The 26,294-nt window shown below is 69.4% G+C and carries 27 protein-coding genes; 7 read left to right on the top strand and 20 right to left on the bottom strand.

What is annotated here, in order from left to right; all coding sequences use genetic code 11:
• The 5 genes from PVE36_RS13635 to PVE36_RS13655 all read left to right on the top strand — a co-directional run bounded on the left by PVE36_RS13635 (position 1) and on the right by PVE36_RS13655 (position 4,034).
• A complete protein-coding gene (locus tag PVE36_RS13635; RefSeq protein ID WP_277453088.1) occupies positions 1-663 on the top strand; it encodes a hypothetical protein in 663 nt (220 codons plus the stop codon).
• 66 nt (positions 664-729) lie between these two features.
• On the top strand, positions 730-2,151 hold the full coding sequence (gene purB, locus PVE36_RS13640; protein ID WP_277453089.1) for an adenylosuccinate lyase: 1,422 nt from the start codon (positions 730-732) through the stop codon (positions 2,149-2,151).
• Positions 2,148-2,720, top strand: coding sequence for a biotin transporter BioY (locus tag PVE36_RS13645; protein WP_277453091.1), 573 nt, complete (start codon positions 2,148-2,150; stop codon positions 2,718-2,720). The genes purB and PVE36_RS13645 overlap by 4 nt, the downstream gene beginning before the upstream one ends.
• Positions 2,721-2,745: 25 nt before the next feature.
• Positions 2,746-3,417 (top strand): ABC transporter ATP-binding protein, encoded by a 672-nt coding sequence (locus PVE36_RS13650; protein ID WP_277453094.1) that lies wholly within the window; start codon positions 2,746-2,748, stop codon positions 3,415-3,417.
• Positions 3,414-4,034: an energy-coupling factor transporter transmembrane component T gene (locus PVE36_RS13655; protein WP_277453095.1), complete on the top strand. Its 621-nt coding sequence runs from the start codon at positions 3,414-3,416 to the stop codon at positions 4,032-4,034. Before PVE36_RS13650 ends, PVE36_RS13655 begins: the two co-directional genes overlap by 4 nt.
• Before the next feature lie 55 nt (positions 4,035-4,089).
• Here PVE36_RS13655 and PVE36_RS13660 read toward each other — a convergent pair whose 3' ends face one another.
• From PVE36_RS13660 to PVE36_RS13695, 8 genes are all read right to left on the bottom strand, one after another.
• Entirely contained in the window at positions 4,090-4,968 is an 879-nt protein-coding gene (locus PVE36_RS13660) for a type II secretion system F family protein (protein WP_346780647.1), read from the bottom strand.
• Between the two features lie 40 nt (positions 4,969-5,008).
• On the bottom strand, positions 5,009-5,956 hold the full coding sequence (locus PVE36_RS13665; protein WP_277453098.1) for a type II secretion system F family protein: 948 nt from the start codon (positions 5,954-5,956) through the stop codon (positions 5,009-5,011).
• Positions 5,953-7,374: a CpaF family protein gene (locus PVE36_RS13670; RefSeq protein WP_346780592.1), complete on the bottom strand. Its 1,422-nt coding sequence runs from the start codon at positions 7,372-7,374 to the stop codon at positions 5,953-5,955. The genes PVE36_RS13665 and PVE36_RS13670 overlap by 4 nt, the downstream gene beginning before the upstream one ends.
• A gap of 176 nt (positions 7,375-7,550) precedes the next feature.
• Positions 7,551-8,762 (bottom strand): AAA family ATPase, encoded by a 1,212-nt coding sequence (locus PVE36_RS13675; RefSeq protein ID WP_277453100.1) that lies wholly within the window; start codon positions 8,760-8,762, stop codon positions 7,551-7,553.
• Positions 8,759-9,499: an RcpC/CpaB family pilus assembly protein gene (locus PVE36_RS13680; protein ID WP_277453103.1), complete on the bottom strand. Its 741-nt coding sequence runs from the start codon at positions 9,497-9,499 to the stop codon at positions 8,759-8,761. Before PVE36_RS13680 ends, PVE36_RS13675 begins: the two co-directional genes overlap by 4 nt.
• 14 nt (positions 9,500-9,513) lie before the next feature.
• A complete protein-coding gene (locus PVE36_RS13685) occupies positions 9,514-10,470 on the bottom strand; it encodes a pilus assembly protein TadG-related protein (protein WP_277453104.1) in 957 nt (318 codons plus the stop codon).
• Positions 10,458-10,847 carry a TadE/TadG family type IV pilus assembly protein gene (locus PVE36_RS13690; RefSeq protein ID WP_277453105.1) on the bottom strand — a complete coding sequence of 130 codons (390 nt, stop codon included), beginning with the start codon at positions 10,845-10,847 and terminating at the stop codon, positions 10,458-10,460. Before PVE36_RS13690 ends, PVE36_RS13685 begins: the two co-directional genes overlap by 13 nt.
• 68 nt (positions 10,848-10,915) lie before the next feature.
• Entirely contained in the window at positions 10,916-11,146 is a 231-nt protein-coding gene (locus PVE36_RS13695) for a Flp family type IVb pilin (protein WP_277453106.1), read from the bottom strand.
• A 345-nt stretch (positions 11,147-11,491) separates the two neighbouring features.
• On the opposite strand from PVE36_RS13695, the gene PVE36_RS13700 reads away from it, so the two are divergent.
• Positions 11,492-12,112: a TetR/AcrR family transcriptional regulator gene (locus tag PVE36_RS13700; protein ID WP_277453107.1), complete on the top strand. Its 621-nt coding sequence runs from the start codon at positions 11,492-11,494 to the stop codon at positions 12,110-12,112.
• 79 nt (positions 12,113-12,191) lie between these two features.
• Here PVE36_RS13700 and PVE36_RS13705 read toward each other — a convergent pair whose 3' ends face one another.
• The 8 genes from PVE36_RS13705 to PVE36_RS13740 all read right to left on the bottom strand — a co-directional run bounded on the left by PVE36_RS13705 (position 12,192) and on the right by PVE36_RS13740 (position 20,532).
• Positions 12,192-13,109 carry a type II secretion system F family protein gene (locus tag PVE36_RS13705; protein WP_277453109.1) on the bottom strand — a complete coding sequence of 306 codons (918 nt, stop codon included), beginning with the start codon at positions 13,107-13,109 and terminating at the stop codon, positions 12,192-12,194.
• A 1-nt stretch (position 13,110) separates the two neighbouring features.
• On the bottom strand, positions 13,111-15,066 hold the full coding sequence (locus PVE36_RS13710; RefSeq protein WP_277453110.1) for a type II secretion system F family protein: 1,956 nt from the start codon (positions 15,064-15,066) through the stop codon (positions 13,111-13,113).
• A complete protein-coding gene (locus tag PVE36_RS13715; RefSeq protein WP_277453111.1) occupies positions 15,063-16,448 on the bottom strand; it encodes a CpaF family protein in 1,386 nt (461 codons plus the stop codon). Before PVE36_RS13715 ends, PVE36_RS13710 begins: the two co-directional genes overlap by 4 nt.
• The gene (locus PVE36_RS13720) at positions 16,445-17,623 is read right to left on the bottom strand and encodes an AAA family ATPase (protein ID WP_277453112.1); all 1,179 of its coding nucleotides are present in this window, start codon (positions 17,621-17,623) and stop codon (positions 16,445-16,447) included. Before PVE36_RS13720 ends, PVE36_RS13715 begins: the two co-directional genes overlap by 4 nt.
• Positions 17,623-18,438: an RcpC/CpaB family pilus assembly protein gene (locus PVE36_RS13725; RefSeq protein WP_277453118.1), complete on the bottom strand. Its 816-nt coding sequence runs from the start codon at positions 18,436-18,438 to the stop codon at positions 17,623-17,625. Before PVE36_RS13725 ends, PVE36_RS13720 begins: the two co-directional genes overlap by 1 nt.
• A 38-nt stretch (positions 18,439-18,476) precedes the next feature.
• Entirely contained in the window at positions 18,477-19,760 is a 1,284-nt protein-coding gene (locus PVE36_RS13730; RefSeq protein ID WP_277453120.1) for a Tad domain-containing protein, read from the bottom strand.
• Positions 19,748-20,152, bottom strand: a complete 405-nt coding sequence (locus PVE36_RS13735) for a TadE family protein (protein ID WP_277453121.1) — start codon at positions 20,150-20,152, stop codon at positions 19,748-19,750. Before PVE36_RS13735 ends, PVE36_RS13730 begins: the two co-directional genes overlap by 13 nt.
• Before the next feature lie 188 nt (positions 20,153-20,340).
• On the bottom strand, positions 20,341-20,532 hold the full coding sequence (locus PVE36_RS13740) for a Flp family type IVb pilin (RefSeq protein WP_277453124.1): 192 nt from the start codon (positions 20,530-20,532) through the stop codon (positions 20,341-20,343).
• A gap of 331 nt (positions 20,533-20,863) precedes the next feature.
• On the opposite strand from PVE36_RS13740, the gene PVE36_RS13745 reads away from it, so the two are divergent.
• Entirely contained in the window at positions 20,864-21,541 is a 678-nt protein-coding gene (locus PVE36_RS13745; protein WP_277453126.1) for an A24 family peptidase, read from the top strand.
• Here PVE36_RS13745 and PVE36_RS13750 read toward each other — a convergent pair.
• From PVE36_RS13750 to PVE36_RS13765, 4 genes are all read right to left on the bottom strand, one after another.
• Positions 21,534-23,684 (bottom strand): MMPL family transporter, encoded by a 2,151-nt coding sequence (locus PVE36_RS13750; protein ID WP_277453128.1) that lies wholly within the window; start codon positions 23,682-23,684, stop codon positions 21,534-21,536. The two genes, PVE36_RS13745 and PVE36_RS13750, sit on opposite strands and share 8 nt — an antisense overlap.
• Positions 23,685-23,760: 76 nt before the next feature.
• Complete coding sequence (locus tag PVE36_RS13755) at positions 23,761-24,855, bottom strand: SGNH/GDSL hydrolase family protein (RefSeq protein ID WP_277453129.1); 1,095 nt, start codon at positions 24,853-24,855, stop codon at positions 23,761-23,763.
• Positions 24,783-25,805, bottom strand: a complete 1,023-nt coding sequence (locus tag PVE36_RS13760) for a transglutaminase family protein (protein ID WP_277453131.1) — start codon at positions 25,803-25,805, stop codon at positions 24,783-24,785. Before PVE36_RS13760 ends, PVE36_RS13755 begins: the two co-directional genes overlap by 73 nt.
• 74 nt (positions 25,806-25,879) lie before the next feature.
• The gene (locus PVE36_RS13765; RefSeq protein ID WP_277453134.1) at positions 25,880-26,230 is read right to left on the bottom strand and encodes a metalloregulator ArsR/SmtB family transcription factor; all 351 of its coding nucleotides are present in this window, start codon (positions 26,228-26,230) and stop codon (positions 25,880-25,882) included.
• Between the last annotated feature and the right edge of the window lie 64 nt (positions 26,231-26,294).

Genomic DNA, 26,294 nt, shown 5'->3' on the forward strand with positions numbered 1-26,294 from the left:
ATGCCACGACGCCGGTTCACCACTGCCGCAAGCGCGCTGATCGCGTCCGCGGCACTGGTCGTCTCCGCCTGCGGCGGTGACGCCAACGGCGGTCCCTCGTCGAGCTCCCCCTCCGAGACCAGCTCTGGACCGTCGACCAGCAGCTCGACCTCCTCGTCGCCGACCTCGCCCACCCCGACCGACCCGCCGACGCCCGACCCCTACGCGATCAACTGCAAGCTCCTCCCGCAGAAGGTCGTCGACGAGTGGACGACCGACGGCGAGCCCGCGACGGTCGAGGCCACGGAGGACGGCTGCCGCGTCGTCAGCTCCAGCCCCGAGGGGGCCCTGATGGTCCAGTGGCGCTACCTCGACGTGCCCGCGTCCTCCGGCGACCAGGGCCTGGTGCAGGACGTGAGCGAGTCGAGCGAGGCGGTCGAGATCGAGGAGGGCGTGACCGCCGTGCGCAGCGACACCGACGTCGACCCGACCCGCAAGACGCGGCTCTACGTCACCTTCGACAACGGCCGCACCCTCTACGCCGAGGCGACGGCGACCCTCGACCGGCCGCGGACCATGCCGGAGCTGCACCGCATGACGAGCCGGGTCGTCAAGACCTACGCCGACCAGCCGCCGCTGCCCACCCCGCCGGTCGACCCGGAGTCCTCCTCGACCTCGAGCTGACGATCTCGACGGGCGCCGCGTCCGACCGGGGCAGGGGCCCCCTTCGCCTGATGGGAAGATGTGCGCATGCAGAGCCTCGCTGACGCCACTCCCCAGATCGCCCTCGGTGCGCTCGACGGCCGCTACCGACCCGCCGTCGCCCCGCTCATCGACCACCTGAGCGAGCCGGCGCTGAACCGGATGCGCGTGCACGTCGAGGTCGAGTGGCTGATCCACCTGACGGCCCACCAGGTCGTGCCGGGCGTGCGCGCCCTGACCGAGGACGAGCAGGCCGCGCTGCGGCAGGTGGTCGAGGACTTCGGCCCCGAGGACATCGCCGAGATGGCCGCGACGGAGAAGGTCACGCAGCACGACGTCAAGGCCGTCGAGTACTTCCTCAAGCAGCGCCTCTCCCGGATCGCGCCGGACGCGCAGGACAGCGGTCTGGCCGAGCTGATCCACTTCTGCTGCACCAGCGAGGACATCAACAACCTCTCCTACGCCCTCATGGTCCAGGGGGCCGTGACGCAGGTGTGGCTGCCCCGCGCCGAAGGACTCGTCGACGCGCTGGCCGGGATGGCCGACCAGCTGCGCGAGGTGCCGCTGCTCGCCCACACCCACGGGCAGCCGGCGACGCCGACGACGATGGGCAAGGAACTGGCCGTGCTGGCGCACCGCCTGCAGCGCCAGCTGCGCCGCATCCGCGGAGCCGAGTACCTCGGCAAGCTCAACGGCGCGACCGGCACCTACGGCGCGCACCTCGCGGCCGTCCCGGACGCGGACTGGCCGCAGATCTCGCGCGCCTTCGTCACGCACCTGGGCCTGACGTGGAACCCGCTGACCACGCAGATCGAGTCGCACGACTGGCAGGCCGAGGTCTACGCCGACATCGCCCGCTTCAACCGCGTGCTGCACAACCTCTGCACCGACATGTGGAGCTACATCTCGCTGGGCTACTTCGCCCAGGTGCGCGGGCAGGGCACCGTCGGCTCGAGCACGATGCCGCACAAGGTCAACCCGATCCGCTTCGAGAACGCCGAGGCCAACCTCGAGGTGAGCAACGCCCTGCTCGACGTGCTCGCGACAACGCTCGTGCAGTCGCGCCTGCAGCGCGACCTCACCGACAGCTCGATGCAGCGCAACATCGGCACCGCCCTGGGCCACTCGCTGCTCGCCCTGGACAACGCCAGCCGCGGGCTCGCCGGCCTGGACGCCGTGCCCGAGGCGATGGCCGCCGACCTCGACGCCAACTGGGAGGTGCTCGGCGAGCCGATCCAGTCGGTGATGCGGGCGCTCGCAGCCCAGGGGGTCGAGGGCATGGACGAGCCCTACGAGCGGCTGAAGGAACTCACTCGCGGTCGACGCATCGGGCAGCCGGATCTCGTGGAGTTCGTCCGCGGCCTCGGGCTGCCGGCCGACGTGGAGGAGCGGCTCGCGGCGCTGACCCCGCAGACCTACATCGGCCTGGCGCCGAGCCTCGTCGACATCGTCCAGGAGGACGACGCGTGAGCGCCGCACCGCAGACCCACAGCGACTCCGCCGTCAAGGAGATCGCCTACGTCGCGGTCTTCGCGGCGCTCATCGTCGCGCTGACCCTCTTCCCCGCGATCGACATCGGTCCGGTGCCGATCACGCTGCAGACCTTCGCCGTCGCGCTCGCCGCGATGGTCCTCGGTGCACGCCGCGGCGCGCTGACCGTGCTGACCTACCTGGCGCTCATCGCGATCGGCCTGCCCGTCGCCGCGGGCTACGTCGGTGGGCTCGGGGTCTTCGCCGGGCCCACCGGCGGCTTCCTCGTCGGATTCGTCCCGACGGCGCTCGTCGTCGGGGCCCTCGCGACGTGGGCCGTGCGCCGCGAGGTCTCGGTGCTGCGGCTCGTGCTCGCCGGCATCGCCGGCATGCCCGTGCTCTACGTCATCGGCACCGCGTGGCTGATGACCGTCACCGGGATGGGTCTCGGCGCGGCGCTGGGCGCGGCCGTGCTGCCCTTCCTCATCGGTGACGTGGTCAAGAACGTCCTCGCGGCGATCGTCGCCGCGGGTGCCCTGCGCGCGCTGCCCGACCTGCGTCGCCGCTGAGCCGGGTCGAGCCGATCCTGCGCCGATGAGCATCCGATTCGAGGAGGTCCACCTCGACCTCGGGGACCGCACGGTCCTGCGCGGGATCGACGCGGAGCTGACCGAGCGACGCGTCGGCATCATCGGCGCCAACGGCTCGGGCAAGTCCAGCCTCGCCCGCACGATCAACGCGCTCGTGCGGCCGACCCGTGGTCGGGTGCTCCTCTCGGGTCGGGACGTCGCTGAGGACCCGAAGGGGGCCCGCCGCACCGTGGGTTTCCTCTTCCCCGACGCGACCTCGCAGATCGTCATGCCCACGGTGCGTGAGGACCTCGCGTTCTCGGTGCGGGGACTGCCCCGCGCCGAGCGCGAGGCGAAGGTCGAGGCGGCGCTGGTCGCCTCGGGTCTGGCCGACCACGCCGACCACCCCTGCCACCTGCTCTCCTCGGGCCAGCAGCAGCAGCTCGCGCTGGCCGCGGTGCTGCTCGTCGACCCGGAGATCATCGTGGCCGACGAGCCGACGACCCTGCTCGACCTGCGCAACCAGCGCGCGGCCCGGGAGCGCTTCGCCGCGCTGCGCCAACAGTTCGTGCTCGTCACCCACCACCTGGAGCTGCTCGAGGACTTCGACCGGGTGCTGCTCATCGCCGACGGGGTGATCGCTGCGGACGGGGCACCGGCCGAGGTGATCGAGCACTACGAGCGGATGATGGCGTGAACCTCGTCGGGGTCTACCGCTCCGGCGACTCGTGGGCGCACCGGCTGCCTGCGGGGGTGAAGATCCTCGCGCTCGTGCTCCTCACGATCGGGGCGCTGCTGATCTCCTCACCGTGGGTCGCGCTCGGCCTGCTCGCGACGTCGCTGGTCGCCCTGCTGTCGACCGGGGTGCGGCTGCGCATGCTCTCCAAGCCGCTGCGCTTCGTCGGCATCGCCGCGGTCGTGCTGGCCGCGATCATGTGGTGGCAGCAGGGCCCGGGCGCCGCGGCCGTGACCGTCGGGCGCCTGCTCTCCCTCGTGCTGCTCGCATGGACGGTCTCGCTGACCACCCGGGTGAGCGAGATGCTGGCCACCCTGCAGCGCGGTCTCTCCCCGCTGCGACGGGTCGGTGTCAACACCGAGGTCATCGGGATGACCATCGCCCTGGCCGTGCGCAGCGTGCCGCTGCTCATGGCGACCGTCGAGACCGCACAGCAGGCGCGACGGGCCCGTGGGCGCGGGTGGTCGATCACCGCGCTCGGGGTTCCTGTCGTCGTGCGGTCGGCGCGGGTCGCGGAGGAGCTGGGTGATGCGCTCATCGCGCGGGGGTACGACCCGGGCGAGCGGCCGGAGAGCTGACCGGCCAGCCCTCGGCCCAGCGGAGAGCCGGTGGACCCTTCCGCCAAGAGGCGCGTCAGCTGAAGGCGGTCATCATCTTCAACGCGACCGGACCCAGCAGCACGATGAAGAGCACCGGCAGGATGCACAGCATCAGCGGGAAGATCACCTTGACCGGGATCTGCATGGCCTTCTCCTCCGCACGCTGGCGCCGTTTCATCCGCATCTCGGCTGCCTGCGTGCGCAGCACGTCGACCACGGCGACACCGTAGGCGTCGGCCTGGATGATCGAGCGGACGAAGCGGCGCAGGTCGGGTACATCGGTCCGCTGGGCGAGCGCGTCATAGGCGTCCCGGCGGGACTGGCCGAGCTGGATGTCCTGCAGGGTGCGCACCAGCTCCTCGGCCAGGGGTCCGTCCCCGTTCTTCCCGGCCCGTGCCATGGCGGAGTCGAAGCCCAGTCCGGCCTCGACGGCGATCATCATCTGGTCCAGGGTGTCGGCCAACGACAGGGTGATCTCCTCGCGTCGTTCCAGTCCGCGGCTGTACAGCAGCAGCTCGGGCACGAAGTAGCACACCAGCGTGACCGTGAGCCCCAGCACGATCAGCAGCGGCTTGCTGGTCAGGAGCAGGGTGACGAGCACGCCGAAGACCGGGAGCACCGTCTTGACGACGAGGAGCCTCTCGAGCTGCCAGGCCGCCGGGCGCCCCGCCCGCCCGTGGAGCAGGTCCAACCGCCTGACGACCCCTGCCGGAGTGAGTCGGCGGGCGAGCACGGGAAGGGCAGCGGCGGCGGGCTCTCGTGCCCCGTCGTCCTCTCCACCGGCACCGGTGCTGGGGAGGCCGCGATGGAGATTGGTCACGACGCGCCGGCGCGTCACGTCCGGGCCGGCCACCACCGCCCAGACGAGCACGCCCAGGCAGAGGCCGGTGGCGACGGCGGTCAGCAGGATCATCGGCGGCACGCTCGCCCTCCTTCCATGTCCACGACGGCCATCAGAACGTGATGCGTGCGGTCTTGCGGAGCCACACGCCTCCGATGGCGAACATCACGAGCGACAGGGCGAGCAGCCCGTAGCCGAGGAGGCTCTGCGTGAACGGAGCCAGGTACTCGGGGTTGGTGAGCCAGAGGAAGCCGGCGATGCCGACCGGCAGCGCCATGAGGACGTAGACGGACATCTTCCCCTCTGCCGCCAAGACCTTGACCTGACGGCGGATCTGGTTGCGCTCACGGATGGTGTGACCGACGCCGTCGAGCACGTCGGCGAGGTTGCCGCCCACCTCACGATTGATGACGATCGCTTGCATGACCCAGTTGAAGTCCTCGCTGCCCATGCGCTCGGCGGTCTCGTCGAGGGCCTCGTTGAGCGGGCGGCCGACTCTCGTCTCGTTGATGATGCGGGCGAACTCGGTGGAGGTCGGCTCCTCGGCCTCGGTGGCGACGGACGCCAGGGCCTGCAGGAGGCTGTGACCCGCCCGCAGGCTGGATGCCATGAGCTGGAGGGAGTCGTCGAGCTGCTCGGCGAACGCGACCCGACGCCGGCTCGCCAGGACGCGTAGTGCGATCTTGGCGACGAGGGGGGCCGCCGCGGCCAGCGGGAGGGCGAGCAGCGGACCCGCCAGGAGCAGGCCGATCGTGGCGGCGACCAGGGCGCCGATGCCCACCAGGAAGGCGAAGTCCTGGACTCGCGTGGTCAGGCCGGCGTTGTCCAGGGCAGCAGCGATGCTGTTGTCGGCACCGCGACGGCGAAGGATCGTGTCGACGAGCCTCGTCGCCGTGTCGGTGGCACCGGTCAGGGCACTGGGGCGCGCGTCCTGCGGACGACGTCGGTCCCTGGGCAGGCGTGCCGGCCCGGGACTGAGCAGCAGGTAGGTCAGCACGAGGAGCGCGAGGGCGAGGGCGATCACACCCGGCCCGGCGCCGGACGTCAGGACCCGGGTCACCGGTACGCACCGCTCTGGGGTGCACCGAAGACGCTCGGCGACAGGGTGATGCCCAGGTCGGCGAAGCGGTCGGTGAAGGTGGGTCGGATCCCGGTCGGCTCCGGCTTGCCGAGGAACCTGCCGGAGGCGTCCACGCCGGCCGAGTAGTCGAAGAGGAAGGCGTCCTGCAGGGTGACGGTCTGCCCTTCCATGCCCTGCAGCTCGGTGACCGCGGTGACTCGACGGGTGCCGTCGCGCAGACGGGTCAGCTGGACGATCACGTCGACCGCGGAGGCGATCTGCTCGCGGATCGCGCGCAGCGGCAGGTCCATGCCGGCCATGAGTACGAGGGTCTCCAGACGCGCGACGGCGTCACGCGGTGAGTTCGCGTGCACGGTCGACAGCGAGCCGTCATGGCCCGTGTTCATCGCCTGCAGCATGTCCAGGGTCTCCCCGCCGCGGACCTCGCCGACGACGATGCGGTCGGGGCGCATGCGCAGCGAGTTGCGCACCAGCTCGCGGATGCTGATCTCGCCCTTGCCCTCGATGTTGGACGGGCGGCTCTCCAGGCGCACGATGTGCTCCTGCTGCAGCTGCAGCTCCACCGCGTCCTCGATCGTGACGATCCGCTCCCCCTCGGGGATGAAGGAGGAGAGCACGTTCAGCAGGGTGGTCTTCCCCGTCCCGGTGCCACCGGAGACGATGATGTTCAGCCGTGCCTCGACGCAGGCCTGGAGCAGTTCTGCCATCTCGGGGCTGATCGTGCCGAACCCGATGAGGTCGTTGACCTTGAAGGGATCCTTGGCGAACTTGCGGATCGTCAGCGTCGAGCCGCTGAAGGCCAGCGGTGGGATGACCGCGTTGACGCGGGAACCGTCGGCCAGGCGTGCGTCGACCAACGGGGAGGACTCGTCGATGCGGCGACCGACCCGGGAGACGATGCGTTCGATCACCCGCCGCAGCTGCTCCTCGGAGGTGAACCGTGCATCGCTGCGGGTGAGCTTGCCCTGGTGCTCGACGTAGACCATCTCGGGGCCGTTGACCATGATCTCGGTGACCTCCGGGTCGTCGAGCAGCCGCTGCAGGGGGCCGTGGCCGAGGACGTCGTCCTGCACCTCCCGGATCAGTCTGCGGCGCTCGTCGCCGGAGAGGGGCACCTTCTCCTCCTCCACGACGTGGTTCAGCTCGGTGCGCACGATGTGGTGGAGCTGGTCCTCGTCCAACGAGGGGTCGTTGAGTCGGGCGCCGATCCGCTCGAAGAGGGTCGTGGTGGCGCGGTCCTTCAGCTTGGTCAGGGCATCGCTGCCCGTCGTGACGGTGGCCGGTGGTGTGCGGGGAGATGTCCCCGGAGACGTCTTCCGCGGCGAGGTGGGCGGGGTCGTCGTCCGGGCTCTCGCGTCCGCCGCGGGTGCCTTCGCGGGCTGGGTCTGCGTCTTCACCGGCGACGTCGCCGGGGGCGGCACGGGGGGCGGGACGCTCTCGCTTCCGCTCGCGCTCGACGGGCTCGGGGCAACAGGCGGGGTCCCGGGGCGCTGCGGAGACGCGACGGGGTCCTGGCCAGCAGGACGGCCGCCGCCCTGCTGGTCGCGCATTGCCTGCAGGCGTTCGGACAGGTTCATCGTCCTCTCCTTCGTCCGTGACGGGGCGGGCGTGAGTCGGGGTCCGGCTGCGCGATGACGGTCTCGGGGATCGTGAGTCGCTCGACCAGACGTCGTAACCCTTTCGTCACCGGGTCGCGGCCCCCCGACTGCAGGAGCGGCACCCCCTTGTTGGTGGCGACCCGGGTGGCGGGCGATACGGGCAGCCGGAGGTCGACCTTGGTGCCGATGGTGGCTTCCACGTCCGCGACCGACAGCCCCCCGCGCTTGTCGGCGAAGTTGACGACGACGTGCCGGGCGGGGGTGAGCATCCCGAGCTCTGCCAGCGTGTCCAGCTCCTTGCGCAGGCCGCGCACGCCCGGCACGTCCATGCTGGTCAGCAGGACGTGGTCGGTGGTGCGGTCCAGCGCGGCGAGGGTGTGCTCGGACAGGCCCGGGGCGGTGTCGACGACGACGTAGCGGAACTCGAGAGCGAGCATCTGCAGCAGCTGCGAGACGTCCTCACTGGTGATCGTGTCGGCCGCGGCGGGCGAGGGCGGTCCGCAGATGACGTGCAGGCCCGTCTCGTGGAGGGTCAGGAAGGTCTTGAGGACCATGGAGTCGCGTGCCGCCGAGCCGTGGACGACGTCGGCCAGGGTGAATTCCGGGGCCAGGTCTAACGCGGTGGCGACATCGCCGAACTGTGCGTCGAGATCGACGAGGACGGTGGAGTTGGGGGCGGTGCGCGCCAGGCCGACGGCCAGGTTGGTGGCCACGGTGGTCTTGCCCACACCCCCCTTGGGGGAGAGCACGCCGATCACCCGTCCCGTCGCCGGAAGGTCGTCCGAGCTCGGGGGCGCGACGGTCTGCGCGAGTGCCTGCGCGGCGAGCGAGGCCCGGTCGAGGACGGACTGGACCTCGGCGATGTCGGCCTGCGGGTGGTAGATGTCGCGGACGCCGGCGCGCATGGCAGCCAGCCCGAGATCCGGACCGTGCTCGGCGACCAGGACCACGGCGATCTGCGGGCACTGCTCGTCCAGCAGCGTCGCCAAGTCGAGGGCGTGCTCCTCGGCCAGCTCGGTGTCCAGCACCACCACGTCCGGTGCGGGGGCACCGTCGAGCAGTGCGAAGAGCTGGGCCGGGTTGCTCGGCAGGGGCGCCGGAGGCAGGGCGACGAACGCTCCCCCGGTCGCGGCGCGGAACCGGGCCTCCAGATCCGCGGAGGCGGTGGCCAGTGCGATGCGGGTCATTGGCCCAGGTTCTCCCGCGTCACGGTACGAGCGCCGCTGGCATCGGCCTTCGCGCCCTCCAGCGAGAGCCAGATGCGCTCGTACTCGGCCGCGTAGACGACCTTCTCCGCCGCCGGAGCGTCGAGTGCCAGCGTGACCATGATGGTCTCGGCCGGCGGTGCGGCAGCCGCGGGCTCGGCGGCCGGCTCGGCGGCCGGGTCAGCCGGCGGGGCCACCCCGCCCTGGACCCTGGTCACGAGCACGTTGTGGTCCATGAGGGAGGTCTTGCCATCCTGGGCCTCACCCTCGAGCGAGACGAAGATGCCCACCTTCTCACCCGCGCGCAGATGGCCACCGATCACACGGGTGCGGTCCAACCGGACGGTGATCTGGTGCGACCCGGCGGGCGCCTCGATCTCCCCCGCCGCAGCAAGCGCGTCAGGCTCGACGAAGCGATGGGCCGGCAGTTGTTCGCCGGTCGTCAGCTCCGTCTCGACGACCTGTCCCGAGACCTCTTCCAGGGAGGTCAGGGCACCGGGCGCCTTCGCGGACGCCGGCACCGTCTTAACGGCGACCCGATCGGCCAGCTGGCTGGCCGGTGTGCCCTTCGGGATCTCCTCGGTGACCACGAGCACCTTGACGGGTTCGAGGTCGGACATGGCGCGCTCGTCCGCACCGGCCACGTAGGACACGATGACGAGGGTGCCGATGATGGTCAGCACGAGGGCCACTGCTGCGGCGACAAGACGACGGGACACGGGGGTGCTTCCTCTTATTCGGTCAGGGAGATGACGGCGGCACCGAGCCTCGGCGCGGTCATGCTGTAGTCGAAGGCGTCGGACAGGTCCACGAACTGGGTGAAGTACCCCCGGATGCACCGCGCGTCACCGCTGCACGGAGCGTTCCACTTGTACGAGCCGTTGAAGCTGTAACCGGTGAGCCTGAACGCCGCGTAGCCATACACGCGGTACGTCGCGGATGAGCCCGTGCCCGTCGACTTGTCGAAGATGGGCAGGAGCACCGTGGTGTCGTGCAGGGCCACGAAGTCCTCGGGGGTGCACCCGCTGGAGACCGAGACACCGGTGTCCGTCAGCAGGGTCTGGAGGATCACCGAGGTCGCGTTGCAGCTGGTGGACCCGTCGGTCTTGAGCCAGCCGAACCCGCCGGGCACGTTGCCGGACGGCCCCGGGCACGGCGTGGCGGCGCCACTGGTGCCGGACAGATAGATCGTGCGCGGTGTGGTGCCGGAGGGCAGGCCGCCACCGGTCTGGCTCTCCCACTCGCAGTAGGACAGGGCCAGGGGCAGCATGGCGGTGCCACCGCTCGGGTAGCCCCAGCCGGCCGAGCTCCTGGCCGAGACCACGGCGCTGTCCTCCTGCCCGAGCACGGGGGCGAACCAGTGCTCACTGGTGCCCTGGTTGTCCACAGTGACCCGGCCGACGGTGGGGTCGAAGTGGGCGAGGGTGGCCGTGGGGTCCCCGTCGTTGCTGTTGGGAACGGCGAGCTCCTGGGCCGTCTGGGCGGGGTCGCCGCAGGCCTCGCGCGCGCAGTCCTGGGCGATGGCCAGCACGGCGGCATCGGCTCCGGTCTGCAGCTGCTGCCGCTCGGCATACATGGCGGCGACATCGATCGAGATGGCCGCGAAGCCGATCAGCGGGACCATCAGCAGCGCCACGACGACGGCGGCCGCACCGCGCTCGCGCTCCTCGGGCCGGATCAACCGTTGCATCGCATGGTCCCCTTGCCGGTCAGCGTGACGGTGAACTGGTCGGACAGGAGCATCAAACTCACGTCCCTTGTGATGGTGACGGTGGCCGTCTGCGCCGCACCCGTGGTCGTGGCACAGGTCGTGGGGGTGACACCGATATCACCGTCCGTCAGCGTCACGAGCGGCAACGCCGAGGTCTTCGCCACGGCACGGGCGTCGGCGGGGCTGTCCTGCAGGGCCATGACCCGGACACCATCGCGAGCCGCGGCCGACAGCACGGTCTGGACATGGTAGGCCCGCCCGAACTCCGCGATGCCGAGCACCAGGAGCACCAACAGCGGGAACAGGAGAGCGAACTCCACTGCGGCCGCCCCACGATCCTGCCGTCGAGACGTCATGCACCCTCCAGATGTGCGACCGGCGCAGCAGCCGCTGGCTGCTGCGCCGGTAACGGATCCTGCGGAGATCAGAGGGTCTCGGCCGCCGGCGCCTCGCCGCCCTTCAGCTTGGTCCCGACCTCCGTGAACATCGAGTTCAGCTCAGTGCCGAGGGTCGTGACCGCGACGATGATGACAACGGCGATCAGGCCGACCAGCAGCCCGTACTCGACGGCGGTGGCGCCGCGCTCCTTGCGACCCTCGAAGCGGTCGCCGACGAGCGTGTACATGGTGGCCAGGTAAGCGGCTGCACGGTTCATGACTTTTCCTTCACTAGGTCTGCGGGTCGTCTGACCCGATCAGGGGGGAGGCCCAGTTCCTGAGATGAACCAGCGCCACGAGAAGGATGGCAGATGTTTGCTGTATCCGCAAGATCGCTTGATCCACCAGTTTTCTTGTCACGAATATATGCCGTGTCCTGGGCTACAATCCATCGCGAATTCCGCACTCAGAGAACGAGATTCGGATTCTGATCGCGCACGTCGCCACCGCAACACGGCCCCTCTGAGGTGCGCCGCTGGCTCCGATGTCGTAGGTTCCCTATGGTCGACAATTTTGCAGATAAAGAAACTCCGCAGGCAGGGCACTCCGTGTATAGTAAGGAAATGGTCAAGGAAGAGTTGGGCCTCAGAGAGCTGAAGAAGCAGATGACCCGCGAGTCGATCGCGGACGCCGCGCTTCAGTTGACCCTGGAAAAAGGGCTGAGCGACGTGACGATCGAGGAGATCGCCCAGGTGGCATTCGTCTCGCCGCGCACCGTTTCCAACTACTTCTCGTGCAAGGAAGAGGCCGTCGTGACTGCCGGCGGCGACGCCTCGGCCGACCTCATCGAGGAGTTCGCCCAGCGCCCGGAGGACGAGGCGCCCCTTGAGGCCCTACGCCAGGTGGTGACGAACTTCGTGGCCTCGACGACTTCCGAGGACCTGCGCCTGAGCGTGCAGAAGATGCAGCTGATCGACGACAACCCCTCCCTGCGCCCTTACCAAGTGGCACAGCACGCGCACCTGGAGGAGCTCCTGCGCTTGAAGATCGCCGAGCGCACTGGTGGCGACGTCGACAGGGACCTCTACCCTTGGCTCGTCGCCGCTGCCGCCGTGACCGCCGTGACCGCCGCGATGCGGCTGTGGGCGAAATCGGACAGCTCGCCCGAGGAGCTCACGCGGCTGGTGCAGACCGCCTTCACCCTGACCTCCGACGGCCTGCCATCGCCCACCCTCGGCAACTGACGCGAGCGCTCCACCCACGTCGAGACGTAAGCCGATGAGGTTGCGGACCGTCGTGTGGCCGACGGCCCGTTTGCCACGTCTAGAGCGCTCCGCCGGAGAAGACTTCCACCATCTGGATGGCACCCGGGCCGATGATGACGACGAAGAGCGCTGGGAAGATGCACAGCAGCAGTGGGAAGAGAATCTTCACGGTCACCTTCTGCGCCTTCTCCTCCGCCTTCTGCCGGCGGGTCACGCGCATCGCCGCAGTCTGCTCCCGCAACACCTTGGCGATCGGGATCCCGAGCCGATCGGCCTGCACGATGGCCGAGATGAAGTTCTTCACCTCGGGGAGGGAGACCCGCTCCCCCATTGACGAGAAGGCGTCGCCACGGGACTTACCGATCTGGATCTCCGAGAGCACCCGGGCGAACTCCCCCGAGATCGGGCCGTCGCTGTTGCGGGCCACCCGCAGCAAGGCGGCGTCGAAGCCTTGTCCGGCCTCGACGCAGACGCTCAGCACGTCAAGGGTGTCGGCGAGGTCCTTGGAGGTCTGCTGCTGACGGCGCAGGGCCACGTTGTAGAGCAGGACGTCAGGCAGGTGGAGCATCGCTGCTCCCGCCACGACCGCCAATAGGAGGCCGCTGGCGCTCAGTCCCACGTTCAGCAGTGCGAGCGCGACACCAAGGAGCAGGCACAAACCTTTCACACCCATGATCCGATCGACCGTCCACGGCGACGGGTTCCCGGCGCGGTCCAGACCTCGTGCCAAGCGCTCCGACGTCCCGGACGGGGAGAGTCTCGTCGCCAGAGCGCGCGAGGCGTTGATGACCGGCGTGACCAGACGGTCCTTGGTCGCCAGCTCACTGCGGACGATCGCCTGCGACCCGACGCTTCCCTCGATCAGCGCGAGACTCCTCGCCACCCCGGTGGGCCCACTCGGGCCGGCCCCGACAGCCATGACGATCACGACCACGGCAAGGGCGATGAAAAGGACTCCGACGACGACAATGGTCATGTCACACCTCGATCGTGACGACTTTGCGCATCCAGAGGATGCCGAAGAACAAGGACACGAGGCCCCCGACGGACATGAGTAGACCGAGGGGATGGGTCCACAACAGCTGCACGTACTCACGGTTGACCAGGGTCATGTAGAAGAAGACCCCGATCGGTAGCGCGATGAGGATGTACGCCGACAGACGCCCTTCTGCCGACAGCGTGCGCATCTGCCCGTACAAGGCCTCACGTTCGCGCAGGGTGTGCGCCGTCGTCGCCAAGGTCTCGGCGAGGTTGCCGCCCACCTCCCGCTGGATGCGGATCGCCATCACTGCCATGGCCATGGCCTCACTGCCCATCCGATCCGCCATGTGCTCCAGCGCGTCGGCAATGTCGGTCCCGATCCGGGTCTCGGCGAGAGCCCGGGAGAACTCCTTGCCCACGGGGGGCGCCGAGTCCTGCGCGACGGCATCGAGCGACTGCGGCAGGCCGAACCCACTGCGCAGGCTCGTCGAGACGAGCACGAGAGCGTCCGGCAGCAGGCGCTCGAAGGCCTTGGCCCGGCGGGCGGCGAGGAAGCGCAGAAGTACCTGTGGGAACACCACGCCCAGCGTCAGCCCCAGAATGGCGCCGACGAGCTTGGCGTCGGGCATGAGGACGACTCCGACGGCAACGGCCGCGATGACCGCCACCACGCACAGCACGAACCACTCACCAGCCCGCAGCGGCAGGTCGGCACGGTGGATCAGCTGCATCGTCCGGGCCGTGGACCGCCGCCCCTGCATCCTTCGCTCACCGAAGACGACGAGCCGCTCGCTGAGCGACGAGGAGGCCTCCTTCCCCTCGCGACGCGACCGCACCATGGTGGGAGCCACGTAGCTCTCGACGGCAGCCAGCCGTTGCTCACGACGGGTCTGCACGGTGGGCACGATGAGGCCGAAGGCAAAGAGGAAAACGGCAACGCCGATGGCCAGCGCCCCGATCAACGGCAACGTGAAGGAGCGCCATGGGGAGTCATCCAGGGCAGGCACCGGCAGCGCTGCAGTGCCCGCCTCCTCGTCCGACTCTGGATCGGGGGCGGGTGCCGAGCCGAGATCGATCCTCTGCTCCACGGCGAAGGGGGCGCCCCCTGCGGTCCCCTCGAGCCGGACCGTGTGGATGCCTGAGAGCTGCTCCGGCGTCGTGATCTCGAACTTGGCCTGCGACTTCAGGGCACGGGCCGCCGTCTGGAAGGCGTCCCCGACTGCTGTCGCGTCATCGGCGGCGAGCATCGACCCACCACCGGCAGTGGCGAAGCCGCCGAGGGCGTTCATCGTGTCCTTGTCCTCCGTCTGGAAGCGCACGACATCGACGCGGATCCCACGGTCTCGCACCGCCTTGGTCGCCGACGCCAGGTCCCTCTTCGGCTGCTCGCTCATGGTGTCGGCACCGTCGCTGAGCAGGACCATGCTGCGGTCCCCGTCCCCGCCCAGTTCCTTCGCCGCGGCCATGACGGCGGCGTACAGACTCGTCTCACCGCGGGCCATCAGCCCGTCAACGACCCGTTGCACCTTCGTGCGGTCAGTCGTCGGTGGCAGATCGACGCCGGCGGTGTCCGCGAACGTCGTCACCCCGACCTGCACGTCCTTCGGTGCCTCCTGCAAGTAGGCGCGACTCGCCGAGCGGACGGTCGCCATCCCGTCGGCCCCCATCGATCCGCTGGTGTCGATGACCAGCATCGACGTGCGCTCGATACTGGTGGATCCGGACACGCTGGCTGGGCGCTTCACGCCGTCGATGGTCGCGGTGAGGTCGTCCGGGTCGACCTCGACAGCGGTCGGGCTGCGGAAGGTGAGGACGCCGGTCACCGCCGGACCGGTGGACTCGACGTCACTCATCGCCACATCCATCGCGGCCTGTGCCGGCGCGCCTCCGAGAACCAGCAGGACCCCGAGGAGGGTGGTGCCGGCGAGGAGTCGCCCGACGAGTGGGGTCATGGCGTGATCCGGGCGAAGAGGTGCATCGGCAGATCGATGCCCAGATCGGCGAGGTCCTGGGTGAAGCCCGGACGGATACCGGTCGGCACGAGCCCTCCAAGGTACCGACCGCTCTCGTCGCGACCGGCAGCGTAGTCGAAGGTGAAGATGTCCTGCAGGGTGATGATCTCACCCTCCATCCCGATCACCTCGCTCACGGCCACGATTCGGCGGGAGCCGTCCTTGAGTCGGGACTGCTGGACGATCAGGTCGACGGCACCGGCGACCTGCTCGCGGATCGCCCGGACGGGCAGGTCGATTCCCGCCATGAGCACCATCGTCTCCAGACGAGCGAGACTGTCCCGGGGCGAGTTGGCGTGGGTCGTCGTCAACGAGCCGTCGTGGCCGGTGTTCATCGCCTGCAGCATGTCGAGGGCCGCTCCGTCACGAACCTCACCGACGATGATCCGGTCGGGGCGCATGCGGAGTGCATTGCGGACGAGCTCACGGATGGTGATCTCGCCGCGGCCCTCGATGTTCGCCGGGCGTGACTCCATCCGCAGCACGTGGCGTTGGTGCAGCTGCAGCTCGGCCGCGTCCTCGATCGTGACGATGCGCTCGTCGTCGGGGAGGAATCCGCTGATGACGTTGAGGGTCGTCGTCTTGCCCGAGCCCGTGCCGCCGGAAATGATGATGTTGCGGCGGCCCAGCACGCATGCCTGCAGGAACTCGCGCACGAGGGGCGTCATCGTCCCCATCGTCACCAGGTCATGGTCCGTGAAGGGGTCGGCGGCGAACTTGCGGATCGTCAGCATGGAACCATCGATCGCGACCGGGGGCAGGACCGCGTTGACACGGGAACCGTCCGGAAGACGGGCGTCGACCATGGGGCTGGACTCGTCGACGCGCCGGCCGACACGGGAGACGATCTTGTCGATGGTCCGTCGCAGGTGGGCATCGTCGGCGAAGCGCGTCGGGGCGGGGAAGATCTTCCCGTTCCGCTCGATGAAGATGTCCTCCGGACCGTTGACCATGATCTCGGTGACCTCCTCGTCGCGCAGGTACGGCTCGAGGGGTCCGTGGCCGAGGATGTCGTCGGAGACGTCTTGGGCGATCTTCGTCCGGTCCGACTGCGAGAGCGGCGTGTTCTCGGCGTCGATCACGGCCTGCAGGGTGGTGCGCACCTGGTTGGCCAGCTCCGACTCGGACAGGTGCGGGTCGTACAGCCGGGGGCCGAGCGAGGCCACCAGCTCCTGGTGGACGCGGTCCTTGACGGCGGCGAAGGGGTCGTCGCGGCGCCGCGACTGCGGCGCGTCCGAGCGCCGCGAGGCCCGCGGCTCCGAGGGCCTCGGCCCTGTCTGCGCCGTGCGGGCCTGGTCCAGACGGTCGGCGAGAGTGCTCATACCCTGCTCCTTCGCAGCCTTGACGTCTTGCGCCCGTTCGTGTGGACGGGGTCGCCGAAGCGGGCCCGGATCTCCTGGTCGGCCAGCTCGCGGATGGCCACCGTGGACGGATCCCGAGGGTTCTCCATGACCAGGGGCACCCCACGATTGGCGGCCGTGGGAACGGCCAGGCTGTTGGGGATGCTGATCGCGGGCTCCTGCTTCAAGGCCGTCGCCACCTCGTCGTCGGCGAGGCCGACCTTCATCCCGGAGCGGTTGAGCACGATGACCCGACTGTCGCGGGACGCCCCGAGCGTGTCAAGGGTGTTCATCGCGATCCGCAGGTTCTTCACCGCCGGGATGTCGAGGGTGGCGATGAGCAGGGTCAGGTCGCTGACGTCCAGGGCGGTGAGCACGTGCTCGGTGAAAGCCGGCGGAGTGTCGACGATGACGTAGTCGTAGTGGACCCGGGCCGTGCGCAACAGCTCGGCGATGACATCGGAGGGGACCCGATCGGCGTCCGCGGGGTCGCTGGAGGGAGCGACCACGTCCAGTCCGGTCTCTTCGTGCGTCGCGACGACTGAGTCGAGCCCCGACTTGTCGAGGTGACCACGCATGGCCACCAGGTCGGAGACCGTCCCCGACGGAAGCAGCTGGAGGGTGATGGCCACATCGCCGAACATCAGGTCGAGGTCGACGAGCAGGGTGCGTTTGCCGCTGGCGGCCAGGTGGGCGGCCACGTTCGTCGAGACGGTCGTCTTGCCGACTCCCCCCTTCGCCGAGAAGACGGTGATGATGCGGGCCCGCGTCTCCCCCTCGCCACGACCCGCCCCCTCGCCGGCTAGCTGCGCGGTCAGCTGCTCACTGCGCCGGACGGCGTCGGCGAGTGCAGTGTGGTCGTCGGACTGCACGACCTCGCGGATGCCGCTGCGCAGCGCGTGGGCCATGACGTTGACGTCGAGGCGCTGGCGTAGCAGGAGGACACCGACCTCCTGATGCTCGACCCGCAGTCGCTCGGCGAGCTCGCAGGCGGAGTCGACACCGATGTCCGGTGCGATGACGACGAGCTGGTGGTTCGCCGACTCGTCGACCGCCTTGAGGATGCGCGGCGCCTGGGTCATCACCTCCGCCTCGCCCCCGAGGGCGAGCCGATAGGTCTCGCCCACGTGCGGGTCAAGGCTCCACAGGATCGTCATCACTGCACCTCGCTCAGCAGGTCGGCCACGTCCTGGGGGAAGACCGTCAGGTCATTGGCCTGCGAGTTCTTGTCGATCTGCACGTCCGACCCGCGCAGACCCGCGTACAGGGTGTACTGGTTGATGCCGTGCGCCAGGCGGGGTGCGTCCTCAGGTGTGACGGCGACCGTGACGAGGAAACTCGGGGCGGCGTTCGCTTCCGCTTCCCCCTCCTTGTCCTCGTCCTTGGCAGCAGGAGGCGCTGCCAGCGCGGTGTCGCCCATGGCGATGACCTTCACCTCGGGCAGCAGGACGTGGGTCCCGTGAATGTCGAGCTCGTTGAACGCCTTCGTCTCATCGTCCTCCCCGACCGCCTTGATCGAGTGGGTCGCGTAGATGGCGATGTCGGTGCCAGGAGTGACGAACTGCCCGACCCTGGCTGGGTCCGAGAGCTCGACGGACATGGCAACCATGCCCGGTGGCACCTCGATGGCCTTCTCCCCCGTGGGAGTCGTCCCGAATCGGTCGGTCATGAGGAACTCACCTGCCTGCACGTCGGAGAGAGCCAGCAGGGCGTTGTTGTCCGGGCCGATCTCCTCCAACGCGCCGGCAGGGAACGCACTTGCGGCGACCGTGGTCTCGGTGATCAGCTCGCTGCGCAGGGCGTCCTTGAGGGTGGTGCCCGCCGGGACGGCCTGCGACGCGACATACACCGGGATCGGCTGTGCATCGGCGACGGCCCGCGCATCAGCACCACGGACGTAGTTGATGACCAGGGCGGCGCCGACCACGGCGAGCAGGACCGCAACGAGTACGGCAATGACGCGACGATTCATTGGGAACTCTCACTCTCGTTAAAGGTTGGCATGGTGGTTCAGCCGGCTGGCTTGATGACGTAGGCACCGAAGTCGTCGCCGCTCCCCGGCGACCCGATGTCACGGTCGTCCGCGAGCACTCCAGACATGAACCAACCGATGAGGCAGCGCTCGCCGCCAGTGCAGGACTTACCCCCGGGCATGGAACTCGTTCCGACGTCCGTTCCGGTCAACTTGTAGCCACTGATGTAGAACTTTGCCCAACCTGCCAGGTGGTACCACGACTTGTTTCCCCCTGCCTCACCCGACGTTGGATCACAGTCATCCGCAGCAGTAGGAGGGCCAGTCGGAGGTGTGCTCGGGTGGGAACCAACTATGCAGTCAAATACTGGAATGTCGACCACCCTGTGGCGTAGCTGGGGCAATTCCTCACCACAGCCGCTGGGGATGTCCGCCCCCGTGTCGATGTGCACCCAGTCGTCGGGATGGAGAGTGGCTTCGCAGTCTCCATCGCTCTCCAACCAGCCGAAACCTCCGGACGTGTCCATCCCGCTGTTCCAAGAGCAGTCATCATCTTCGTCATTCGGGTCGTGGAGCATGACCACGACCTCTTTGTCCGGATCGGTCGGCCACGCGGGCTGCCCCGGTCCGCCATAACCGGGATCCGTCTCCGAAGGGCCCACCGGATGCTCGGTTACGTAGCCGGGACCGGAATCGACCTGCTTCTGCCACTCGCAAGCAGAGAATGTCAGCGGTAGTGATCCTTCGAATCCCACGGGCTTCCCCCAGGCGGCGCGGGCACAGGCGGTCACGCTGACGTCGTCGGCACCACCGCCGGCCAGCATCTTGGAGAAGGGGAGGAACAACGCATCCCCACTGGCGCTCTCGGTCGCGGCATAGGTCTCGACGTATGGGATACCCGGTTCATCGACCAAGAACGCGGGCAATGGCGGGCACTTGCTGAGATCCGCCGTGTCGCCCTCGATGGTGCAATCGTTCAGGATGGTCCCGACTTGCTCTGCCGTGCCGCTGGCACAGGCCCCTTCGGTGTACTTGGTCGTGCCGTACTGCCCGAGGGCGTCGTGGGAGTTGGCCCCGAGCAGGTCCTCGACCTCGCCGGGGTCGCAGCTGTCTGCATCGGCGGCGCACTCCGCGGCCAGGGCCAATGAGGTTCCATCGGCGGCGTTCTGCACCTGGCGGCGCTCGTACATGATGTTGCCGACGTCGACGCTGATGGCGAGCATGCCCATGACCACCCCACCGGCGAGCAGAACGGCCAGTACGGTGGCGGCGGCGCCGCGCTCCCGCCGGTGTCGGGTGAGAACCCGTGTCAGACCTCGCATCGCATGACCGCCTTCGCCTCGGGCAGGAGAGTCATCTCACTGCCGAACATGCCCATCGCCGGATCGAGCAAGAACCACTGGAAGTCCGGATACGTCGCGGTCACCTCGACGTCTGTGCCGGCGCCCGAACACGAGCCGGGTACAACGGTGAGGCCAGGCAGATCGTTGGTCGCCGTCCTGACCCGTAGCTCGACGTCGGCGGTGTCGTCGACGACCGCGACGCGGGCGCCTTCACGAACGGCATTCGTCAACGTGACCTCGTAGAAGAAGTACCGCCCGAAATCGGCGACGCCGCCCACGATGACCAGGAGCAGTGGCAACACGAGTGCCATCTCGACGGCGGCTGCGCCGCGGTCGTGCCCGCCACGACCAGGGCGTCGGATGGACCTCATGATCCGCCCCTCTCGCGTGGTCGGACTGTTGGTGGGTGCTGTCCGGCTACCGAGCCGGTAACACGAAGGTTCTCTTTCACGATTGCGTCCGGTGAGCCGTCTGACGAAGAGCCCGACCTTGGGCGGGCCATCCGTGGCGGGAGCGACGACGCTGCGGCGCCCCCGCCACGGAGCCCCACCAGGGTGGCTCAGGTGGCGGCGACGCCGGTGAGCTCGGCCGCGATGTCCTCGAAGACAGTGACGAGGTTGTCACCCACGGTGCCCACGGCCGTGATGATGACGATGGCGATGAGCGCCACCATCAGGCCGTACTCGACGGCGGTCGCACCCTTCTCGCGGGTGGCCAGGAGGCTCTGGAGACGAACGAAGATCTCGAGCATGGTCTTTCTCCTTCTTTGAGGTGCCACGTGCCCACGGCACCTGTGGCGTTCGAGTGGTGTTGCACGGAACTGCACTTGCATCCGACGCCGGGGACCACTGTCGGCGGTGAAGCAGGTGGGTGACCTTCGTGCCGACATCAAGGCAGCACTGGATCGCGGTCCGCATCCATCTCGAACCCCCCGGATCGGAAACTCACCATCGTGCTTTCCCCGTGAGTCCGATCCCCCAAAAGAGACATTAAGGGAGAAGTAAGGATTTCACCAGACCTTTGCCAGAGAATTCGAAAAATTTCTCACCCGGTACCCTTGCCGGCGCGGATAGGGTGCTCGTGTGTCTGCGACCTTTGCCCTGATCGCCTCTCTCGCAACGGGAGCCGCCGTCGGGGCGGTGCTGCGGTCACGACTGGCGACGACGCACTACCGCCTCCCGGACGAGCTCGATCGACCCCAACCGGCCTCCTGGTGGGTCGTGCCCGTGACCGCAGCAGTGACGGCGCTCGCGTGGTGGGCGATTGCCCCCGGCCGGCCGATCGTCGTCCCGATCGTCTACGTCCTGGCCGTCTGGACGATGGTCGTGCTGGCCTTCGTCGACCTCGACGTCCAGCGACTACCGGACGCGATCCAGCTGCCCGCATACCCGGTGCTCGCCGTGCTGCTCGCGGTGTGCAGCAACGCGATTGGTGACTGGTCCCCCTTCGCCCGTGCATTGCTGGCGGGCGTGGCGCTCTTCGTCCTCTTCCTCGTCCTGGCGATCCTGCCCGGCGGCGGGATGGGCTTCGGCGACGTCAAGCTCGCCGGCCTGCTCGGGATGCTGCTCGGGTGGCTGTCCTGGACCCAGGTCATGTGGGCGACGCTGGCGACCTTCCTCATCGGTGGTGTGGTCGCCGTCGCGATCGTGCTCGTCTCGCGGAAGGGGCGGCGGCACGAATTCGCCTACGGCCCATCGATGCTCCTCGGTGCCGTCGGGGCGCTGGTCGCACCCGCCGTGCTGCGGCTCCTGCTCACCTGACGCCGGCCCGGTGCCGCCCGGCCCGACCAGTCCTCGGAGCCTCGTCGTCCGATGTCATCCGCCCGTCACCCGGCCACCAGATACGGTTGCCGACGTCTGCGACGATCGCCGGCACGAGGATCGAGCGCGTGACGATCGTGTCGAGCAGGACACCGAAGGCGACGACGAAGGCGATCTGCGCGAGGAAGAGCAGCGGGATCACCCACAGCGCCGAGAACGTCGCTGCGAGAACGACGCCCGCACTCGTGATCACGCCACCGGTCACCGCGACCGCACGTGGGATGCCGCGTCGCGTACCGACCGCGAGCGCCTCCTCGCGGGCACGGGTCATGAGGAAGATCGAGTAGTCCACAGCCAGTGCGACGAGGAAGACGAAAGCCAGCACCGGCGTCGACGGGTCGGCCCCCGGGTAGTCGAGGACGTGGTTGAAGAGCACCGCGGCCACCCCGAGCGTCGCGGCGAAGCTGAGTACGTTGACCGCGACGAGCATCAGCGCGGCGGCGACCGAGCGCAGCAGCCCGATGAGGATCAGCGTGACGACGAGCAGGATCGCCGGGATGACGACCACGTAGTCGCGCTGGCTGGCATCGTCGGTGTCGACGGTCGTCGCAGCTGCCCCGCCGACGACGGCATCAGCACTGACCGGGTCGAGCTGGTCACGCAGCTCGCGCACGGTCTCGCCGGCCTCGTCCGACTCGGAGCCGACGGTCAGCGGCGCGCTGAGCAGCACGTCCCCCGAGCCCTCCTGCGAGGGCATCTCCTCGGCGCGGTCGGCCACCTGCGGGTGGTCGGCCAGCACCCCCTTCGCCTCGGCCGCACCGGACTCCGGGACGATCACCTGGACCGGCCGCTGGTCACCGCCGCCGAAGTGCTCGTCGACGATCTCCTGCCCCTGCACCGACTCGACGTCCGTGGTGAAGAACTCTGCCTGCGTGATCCCCGAGGCGTTGAAGGTCGTGGCGGCCCCCGCCGCGACGAGCAGCGCTGCGGCAGTGACGATCCACGTGCGGCGCGGGCGGCGGGTGACCCGGTCGGCGACACCCGACCACAGCCGGTGCCTGGGCTCGTCGCCCTGCTTGGGGATCGAGGGCCAGAAGGCGGCGCGGCCGAGCAGCGCCAGTGCCGCCGGCAGCAGTGTCAGGGCCGCGACCATCGCGCCGACGATTCCGAGCGCTCCGATCGGTCCGAGGCTGGAGATGTTGCCGAGGTCGGACAGCAGCAGGCACAGCAGGCCGGCGATGACCGTCAGCCCGCTCGCGGCGACCGGCCCGAAGGTCTGTCGCCACGCGACGCGCAGCGCGGCCAGCGGGTCGGAGCGGTGCAGCTCCTCCCGGTAGCGCGCGACGAGCAGCAGTGAGTAGTCCGTCGCCGCGCCGACGACGAGGATGAAGAGGATGCCCTGGCTCTGACCGGACAGCTGGATCCAGCCGGCGTCGGCCATCGGGTAGATGATCAGCGCCGCGAAGGCCAGGCCGAAGATGCTGGTCGTCAGCACGACGAAGGGCAGGATCGGGCTGCGGTAGACCACCACGAGGATGATCAGCACGACCACGAGCGCGACGAGGAGCAGGATCCCGTCGATGCCGGCGAAGGCCTCCCCCAGGTCCGCGGCGAACCCGGCCGGGCCGGTGACGGCGACCTGGGCGTCCACGTCCGGGGCGAGGTCGGCGCGCAGGGCCTCGACGATCAGGGTGGAGATCGCGGTCTCGTCGACGGTCTGCTCCGCCTCGGCCGCGTCGAGGGTCAGCGGGACGAGCACGGCCTCGCCGTCCTCGGCGGGGATGACCGGGACCTGCGACTCGGCGAGGTAGTCCCCGACCGTGCCGGGCACGTCCTCGATGCTCTGCTGCGGCAGCTGCGTCGCCCAGCCCTGCAGCTCACCGATGGTGGCGCGGTCCACGCCGCTCTCGTCCTCGACGACCAGCAGGAGCGGCAGCGTGGTGTCGGCGCCGAACTCGCCGAGCCGCGCAGCCACCTGCGTGGACTCGGCGTCGTCGGGCAGGAAGGAGGCCTGGTCGTTGTTCTGCACGCTGGTCAGCTGACCGACGAGCGGGCCCCCCACACCGGCGACGGCCAACCACACGAGGAGGAGCACCCCCGCGAGAAGTCGCGCCCTCCATCGTGTCCCCGCCGCTGCAACCATGGACAAACCTTATACGACTGCTGAGGTGCCGCGCGACGAAGGGGGCGGTCGCCCCCCTTCGTCCGCCGTGGGTGGGTCAGTCGATCGCCGCGAGCAGCGCGTCGGCCGAGGCCTGGTAGCCCTCGACCGTCGGGTGGACCCACTCCGGGATCTGGGCGCCCGGTGCGCCGACCGGCACCAGCCAGGCGTCGCTGTTGTCGGGCGTGCTGCGCGGGTCGAGCCCGTGCGTGTGCCCGCCCCACGCGGGCTTGACGTCGACGAAGGTGAGGTCGCCCGGGCCGTCGAGGCGGGAGTCCAGCGTCGCCATGGCCTCGGCCATCGCCCCGTCGCCCCGATCCTGGAAAGTGGCGAGCGCAGCGCCCGCGTCGTAGGTCGGGGCCGCCTCCGGGATGCCGTAGCTGTCGGTGTTCAGCAGGAAGGGGTAGCCGAGCAGGTGGATGTCCGCCCGGCCGTTGGAGCGCTCGTGGACGGCGGCGAGCGCTTCCTCGATGTCGGTCTGCAGCTGGGGGATCCGGGCGTTCGCGGCGTCCAGGGACTGCTGGCAGGCAGCGGCATTGCGCGCCGCCATGCACCACAGGACGATCGTGGAGAAGCCGACGTCGTTGCCGCCGATGGTGAGGAAGACCGCGTCGGTGTCCTTCGTGACCGCATCGATCTGCGGTGCCGCGGTCAGCTGGCACTCCGCCGTGGCGGTCAGGCCGCGGTTGGTGCCCGTGCCCTTGATCAGGGTGCTGTCGGTGATCGTGTAGTCGAAGTACCAGTCGTCCTGTGCGGGCGTGCCGCACAGTTGCTGCCTCTGCGCCTGACGCAGCCAGTGGCGCTCGACGTTGGCGACCCTGCCCGGCAGCTCGTAGGTCGCGGTGCGCGTGGTGGAGCTGCCCAGCGAGCGCGGCTCGAGGATGTCGGCGACGACGGCGCCGCTGCAGGCGACGTTGTCGTAGGTCGCACCCATCTGCTCCGCGACGCGCGCGCCGTAGTTGTCCGGTGAGCGCCAGCACCTCTGCCCGGTGTAGGTGCCCGCGCCGTTGCCGGCGGAGTAGGAGTCGCCCAGCTGGACGACCTCCGGCACAGGAGGCGCGGCCATCGCTGCGGGTGCGCTCACCCCCACCACGGCGACGACAGCGGCGGCGGCGACGCTCGTGGCGACGGACAGAGTGCGGCGAGTGCGCATGCGGACCTCCAGGGGGTGGGCCAGCTTCTTCGCCGGCACCGATTACCGCACGGTAGCCGCCCGGAGCCGTGGGGGCCACCCCCTTCGCCCTCCGGATCAGGGGAGGCGGACGAGGGCGCCCAGGTCCTCCTGCGGCAGATTGCCCTGCTCCAGGCTGGCCGTGACCACCTGGCGGTTGAAGGTCGTGCGGCCGCCGCGGGTGGTGAGGAAGGCGGTGTCGGCCGCATCGCGGCCGGTGGCGATGCGCACCATGGACTCGCGGGGGCCAGACGGCTGCCGTCGACGATGTGCCAGGCACCTTCGACCCACACCTCGGCCACGGCGTGGAAGTCCATCGGCTGCAACCCCGGCGCATACACCGAGACCAGCCGGGCCGGGGCACCGAGGGCCCGCAGCAGCGCGACGACGACGTGGGCGAAGTCCCGGCAGACCCCCTTCGCCTGCAGGATCGAGTCGATGGCGCCGTCGGTGCCGCGGCTCGACCCGGAGATGTAGGCCATGTGCGAGTGGACCCACTCGGTGACCGCCTGCACCCGCTCGAAGCCGGTCTGCGTCGGGAAGAGCTGGGCGGCCATCGGCGCGAGCCGGTCGGACTCGGCATAGCGGCTCGGCCGGGTGAAGACCCAGCGGTCGTGCAGGATCTCGCGGCCGACCTGCTCACCGGTGGGACGGGTGATGTCCACGAGGGCGTTGTAGGTGACCTCGAGCCACCCGTCGCCGACCTCCTCGACCAGGTGCAGGCGAGTGCCGTGGCTGCCGGCCAGCTCGATCGGCTCGACCTGGCGGCCGGCCGCGTGGATGAGGATCTCCTCCTCGAGCACCTCGTGGGCGCTCGAGACGGCGAAGGACAGCAGCGCCTCACGCACGCCCCGGGTGCCGTAGGCGAACTTCGTGCCGACACGCGCACGAAGGGGGGTCGGGTCGGCGGCGACGATCGCGAGGTCGGTCATGGGTCAATAGGAACACACAGGGGCTCACGGTCGCAGGCGACCTGCGCCCCCGTGAACCCCCGACGCGGCACCCGTCAGGCCGGCTCGGTCACCGCCAGCAGCGCAGAGAGCGCGGACAGGGCCTCGGGGTTGATCCAGTAGTAGACGTAGGTGCCGCGGCGCTCGCTGCCGACGATCCCGGCCTCGCGCAGCAGCCGCAGGTGGTGCGAGACCGTGCCCGACGACAGGTCGAAGGCCGGGGTGATGTCGCAGACGCACAGCTCCGGCTGCGCCGCGATCATCGACGCCATCCGCAGCCGGACCGGGTCGCCGAGCGCCTTGAAGACCGGTGCGAGCCGGGCGGCATCGTCCTCCGAGATCGGCGAGGTGGCCAACCCGCAGCAGGTGACGGCCCGCTCGCGGGGCTCGGACTCGATAGCGCTCATGTCGCTATCTTGACATACTTCAAATCAGGGGTCACGCTGGTGCCGTCAGCTTGATTCGATGAAC

The sequence above is a fragment of the Janibacter sp. DB-40 genome (assembly GCF_029510815.1).
Taxonomy (GTDB): domain Bacteria; phylum Actinomycetota; class Actinomycetes; order Actinomycetales; family Dermatophilaceae; genus Janibacter.

What these genes read in the sequence shown, in the direction of transcription:
- PVE36_RS13635 (WP_277453088.1), top strand. Translation starts at nt 1, where the DNA reads ATGCCACGACGCCGGTTCACCACTGCCGCAAGCGCGCTGATCGCGTCC.
- purB (WP_277453089.1), top strand. Translation starts at nt 730, where the DNA reads ATGCAGAGCCTCGCTGACGCCACTCCCCAGATCGCCCTCGGTGCGCTC.
- PVE36_RS13650 (WP_277453094.1), top strand. Translation starts at nt 2,746, where the DNA reads ATGAGCATCCGATTCGAGGAGGTCCACCTCGACCTCGGGGACCGCACG.
- PVE36_RS13660 (WP_346780647.1), bottom strand. Translation starts at nt 4,968, where the DNA reads ATGATCCTGCTGACCGCCGTCGCCACCGGCCTCTGCCTGGGCGTGCTC.
- PVE36_RS13675 (WP_277453100.1), bottom strand. Translation starts at nt 8,762, where the DNA reads ATGACCCGCATCGCACTGGCCACCGCCTCCGCGGATCTGGAGGCCCGG.
- PVE36_RS13685 (WP_277453104.1), bottom strand. Translation starts at nt 10,470, where the DNA reads ATGCAACGGTTGATCCGGCCCGAGGAGCGCGAGCGCGGTGCGGCCGCC.
- PVE36_RS13690 (WP_277453105.1), bottom strand. Translation starts at nt 10,847, where the DNA reads ATGACGTCTCGACGGCAGGATCGTGGGGCGGCCGCAGTGGAGTTCGCT.
- PVE36_RS13695 (WP_277453106.1), bottom strand. Translation starts at nt 11,146, where the DNA reads ATGAACCGTGCAGCCGCTTACCTGGCCACCATGTACACGCTCGTCGGC.
- PVE36_RS13700 (WP_277453107.1), top strand. Translation starts at nt 11,492, where the DNA reads ATGGTCAAGGAAGAGTTGGGCCTCAGAGAGCTGAAGAAGCAGATGACC.
- PVE36_RS13705 (WP_277453109.1), bottom strand. Translation starts at nt 13,109, where the DNA reads ATGACCATTGTCGTCGTCGGAGTCCTTTTCATCGCCCTTGCCGTGGTC.
- PVE36_RS13710 (WP_277453110.1), bottom strand. Translation starts at nt 15,066, where the DNA reads ATGACCCCACTCGTCGGGCGACTCCTCGCCGGCACCACCCTCCTCGGG.
- PVE36_RS13715 (WP_277453111.1), bottom strand. Translation starts at nt 16,448, where the DNA reads ATGAGCACTCTCGCCGACCGTCTGGACCAGGCCCGCACGGCGCAGACA.
- PVE36_RS13720 (WP_277453112.1), bottom strand. Translation starts at nt 17,623, where the DNA reads ATGACGATCCTGTGGAGCCTTGACCCGCACGTGGGCGAGACCTATCGG.
- PVE36_RS13725 (WP_277453118.1), bottom strand. Translation starts at nt 18,438, where the DNA reads ATGAATCGTCGCGTCATTGCCGTACTCGTTGCGGTCCTGCTCGCCGTG.
- PVE36_RS13730 (WP_277453120.1), bottom strand. Translation starts at nt 19,760, where the DNA reads ATGCGAGGTCTGACACGGGTTCTCACCCGACACCGGCGGGAGCGCGGC.
- PVE36_RS13735 (WP_277453121.1), bottom strand. Translation starts at nt 20,152, where the DNA reads ATGAGGTCCATCCGACGCCCTGGTCGTGGCGGGCACGACCGCGGCGCA.
- PVE36_RS13740 (WP_277453124.1), bottom strand. Translation starts at nt 20,532, where the DNA reads ATGCTCGAGATCTTCGTTCGTCTCCAGAGCCTCCTGGCCACCCGCGAG.
- PVE36_RS13750 (WP_277453128.1), bottom strand. Translation starts at nt 23,684, where the DNA reads ATGGTTGCAGCGGCGGGGACACGATGGAGGGCGCGACTTCTCGCGGGG.
- PVE36_RS13755 (WP_277453129.1), bottom strand. Translation starts at nt 24,855, where the DNA reads ATGCGCACTCGCCGCACTCTGTCCGTCGCCACGAGCGTCGCCGCCGCC.
- PVE36_RS13760 (WP_277453131.1), bottom strand. Translation starts at nt 25,805, where the DNA reads ATGACCGACCTCGCGATCGTCGCCGCCGACCCGACCCCCCTTCGTGCG.
- PVE36_RS13765 (WP_277453134.1), bottom strand. Translation starts at nt 26,230, where the DNA reads ATGAGCGCTATCGAGTCCGAGCCCCGCGAGCGGGCCGTCACCTGCTGC.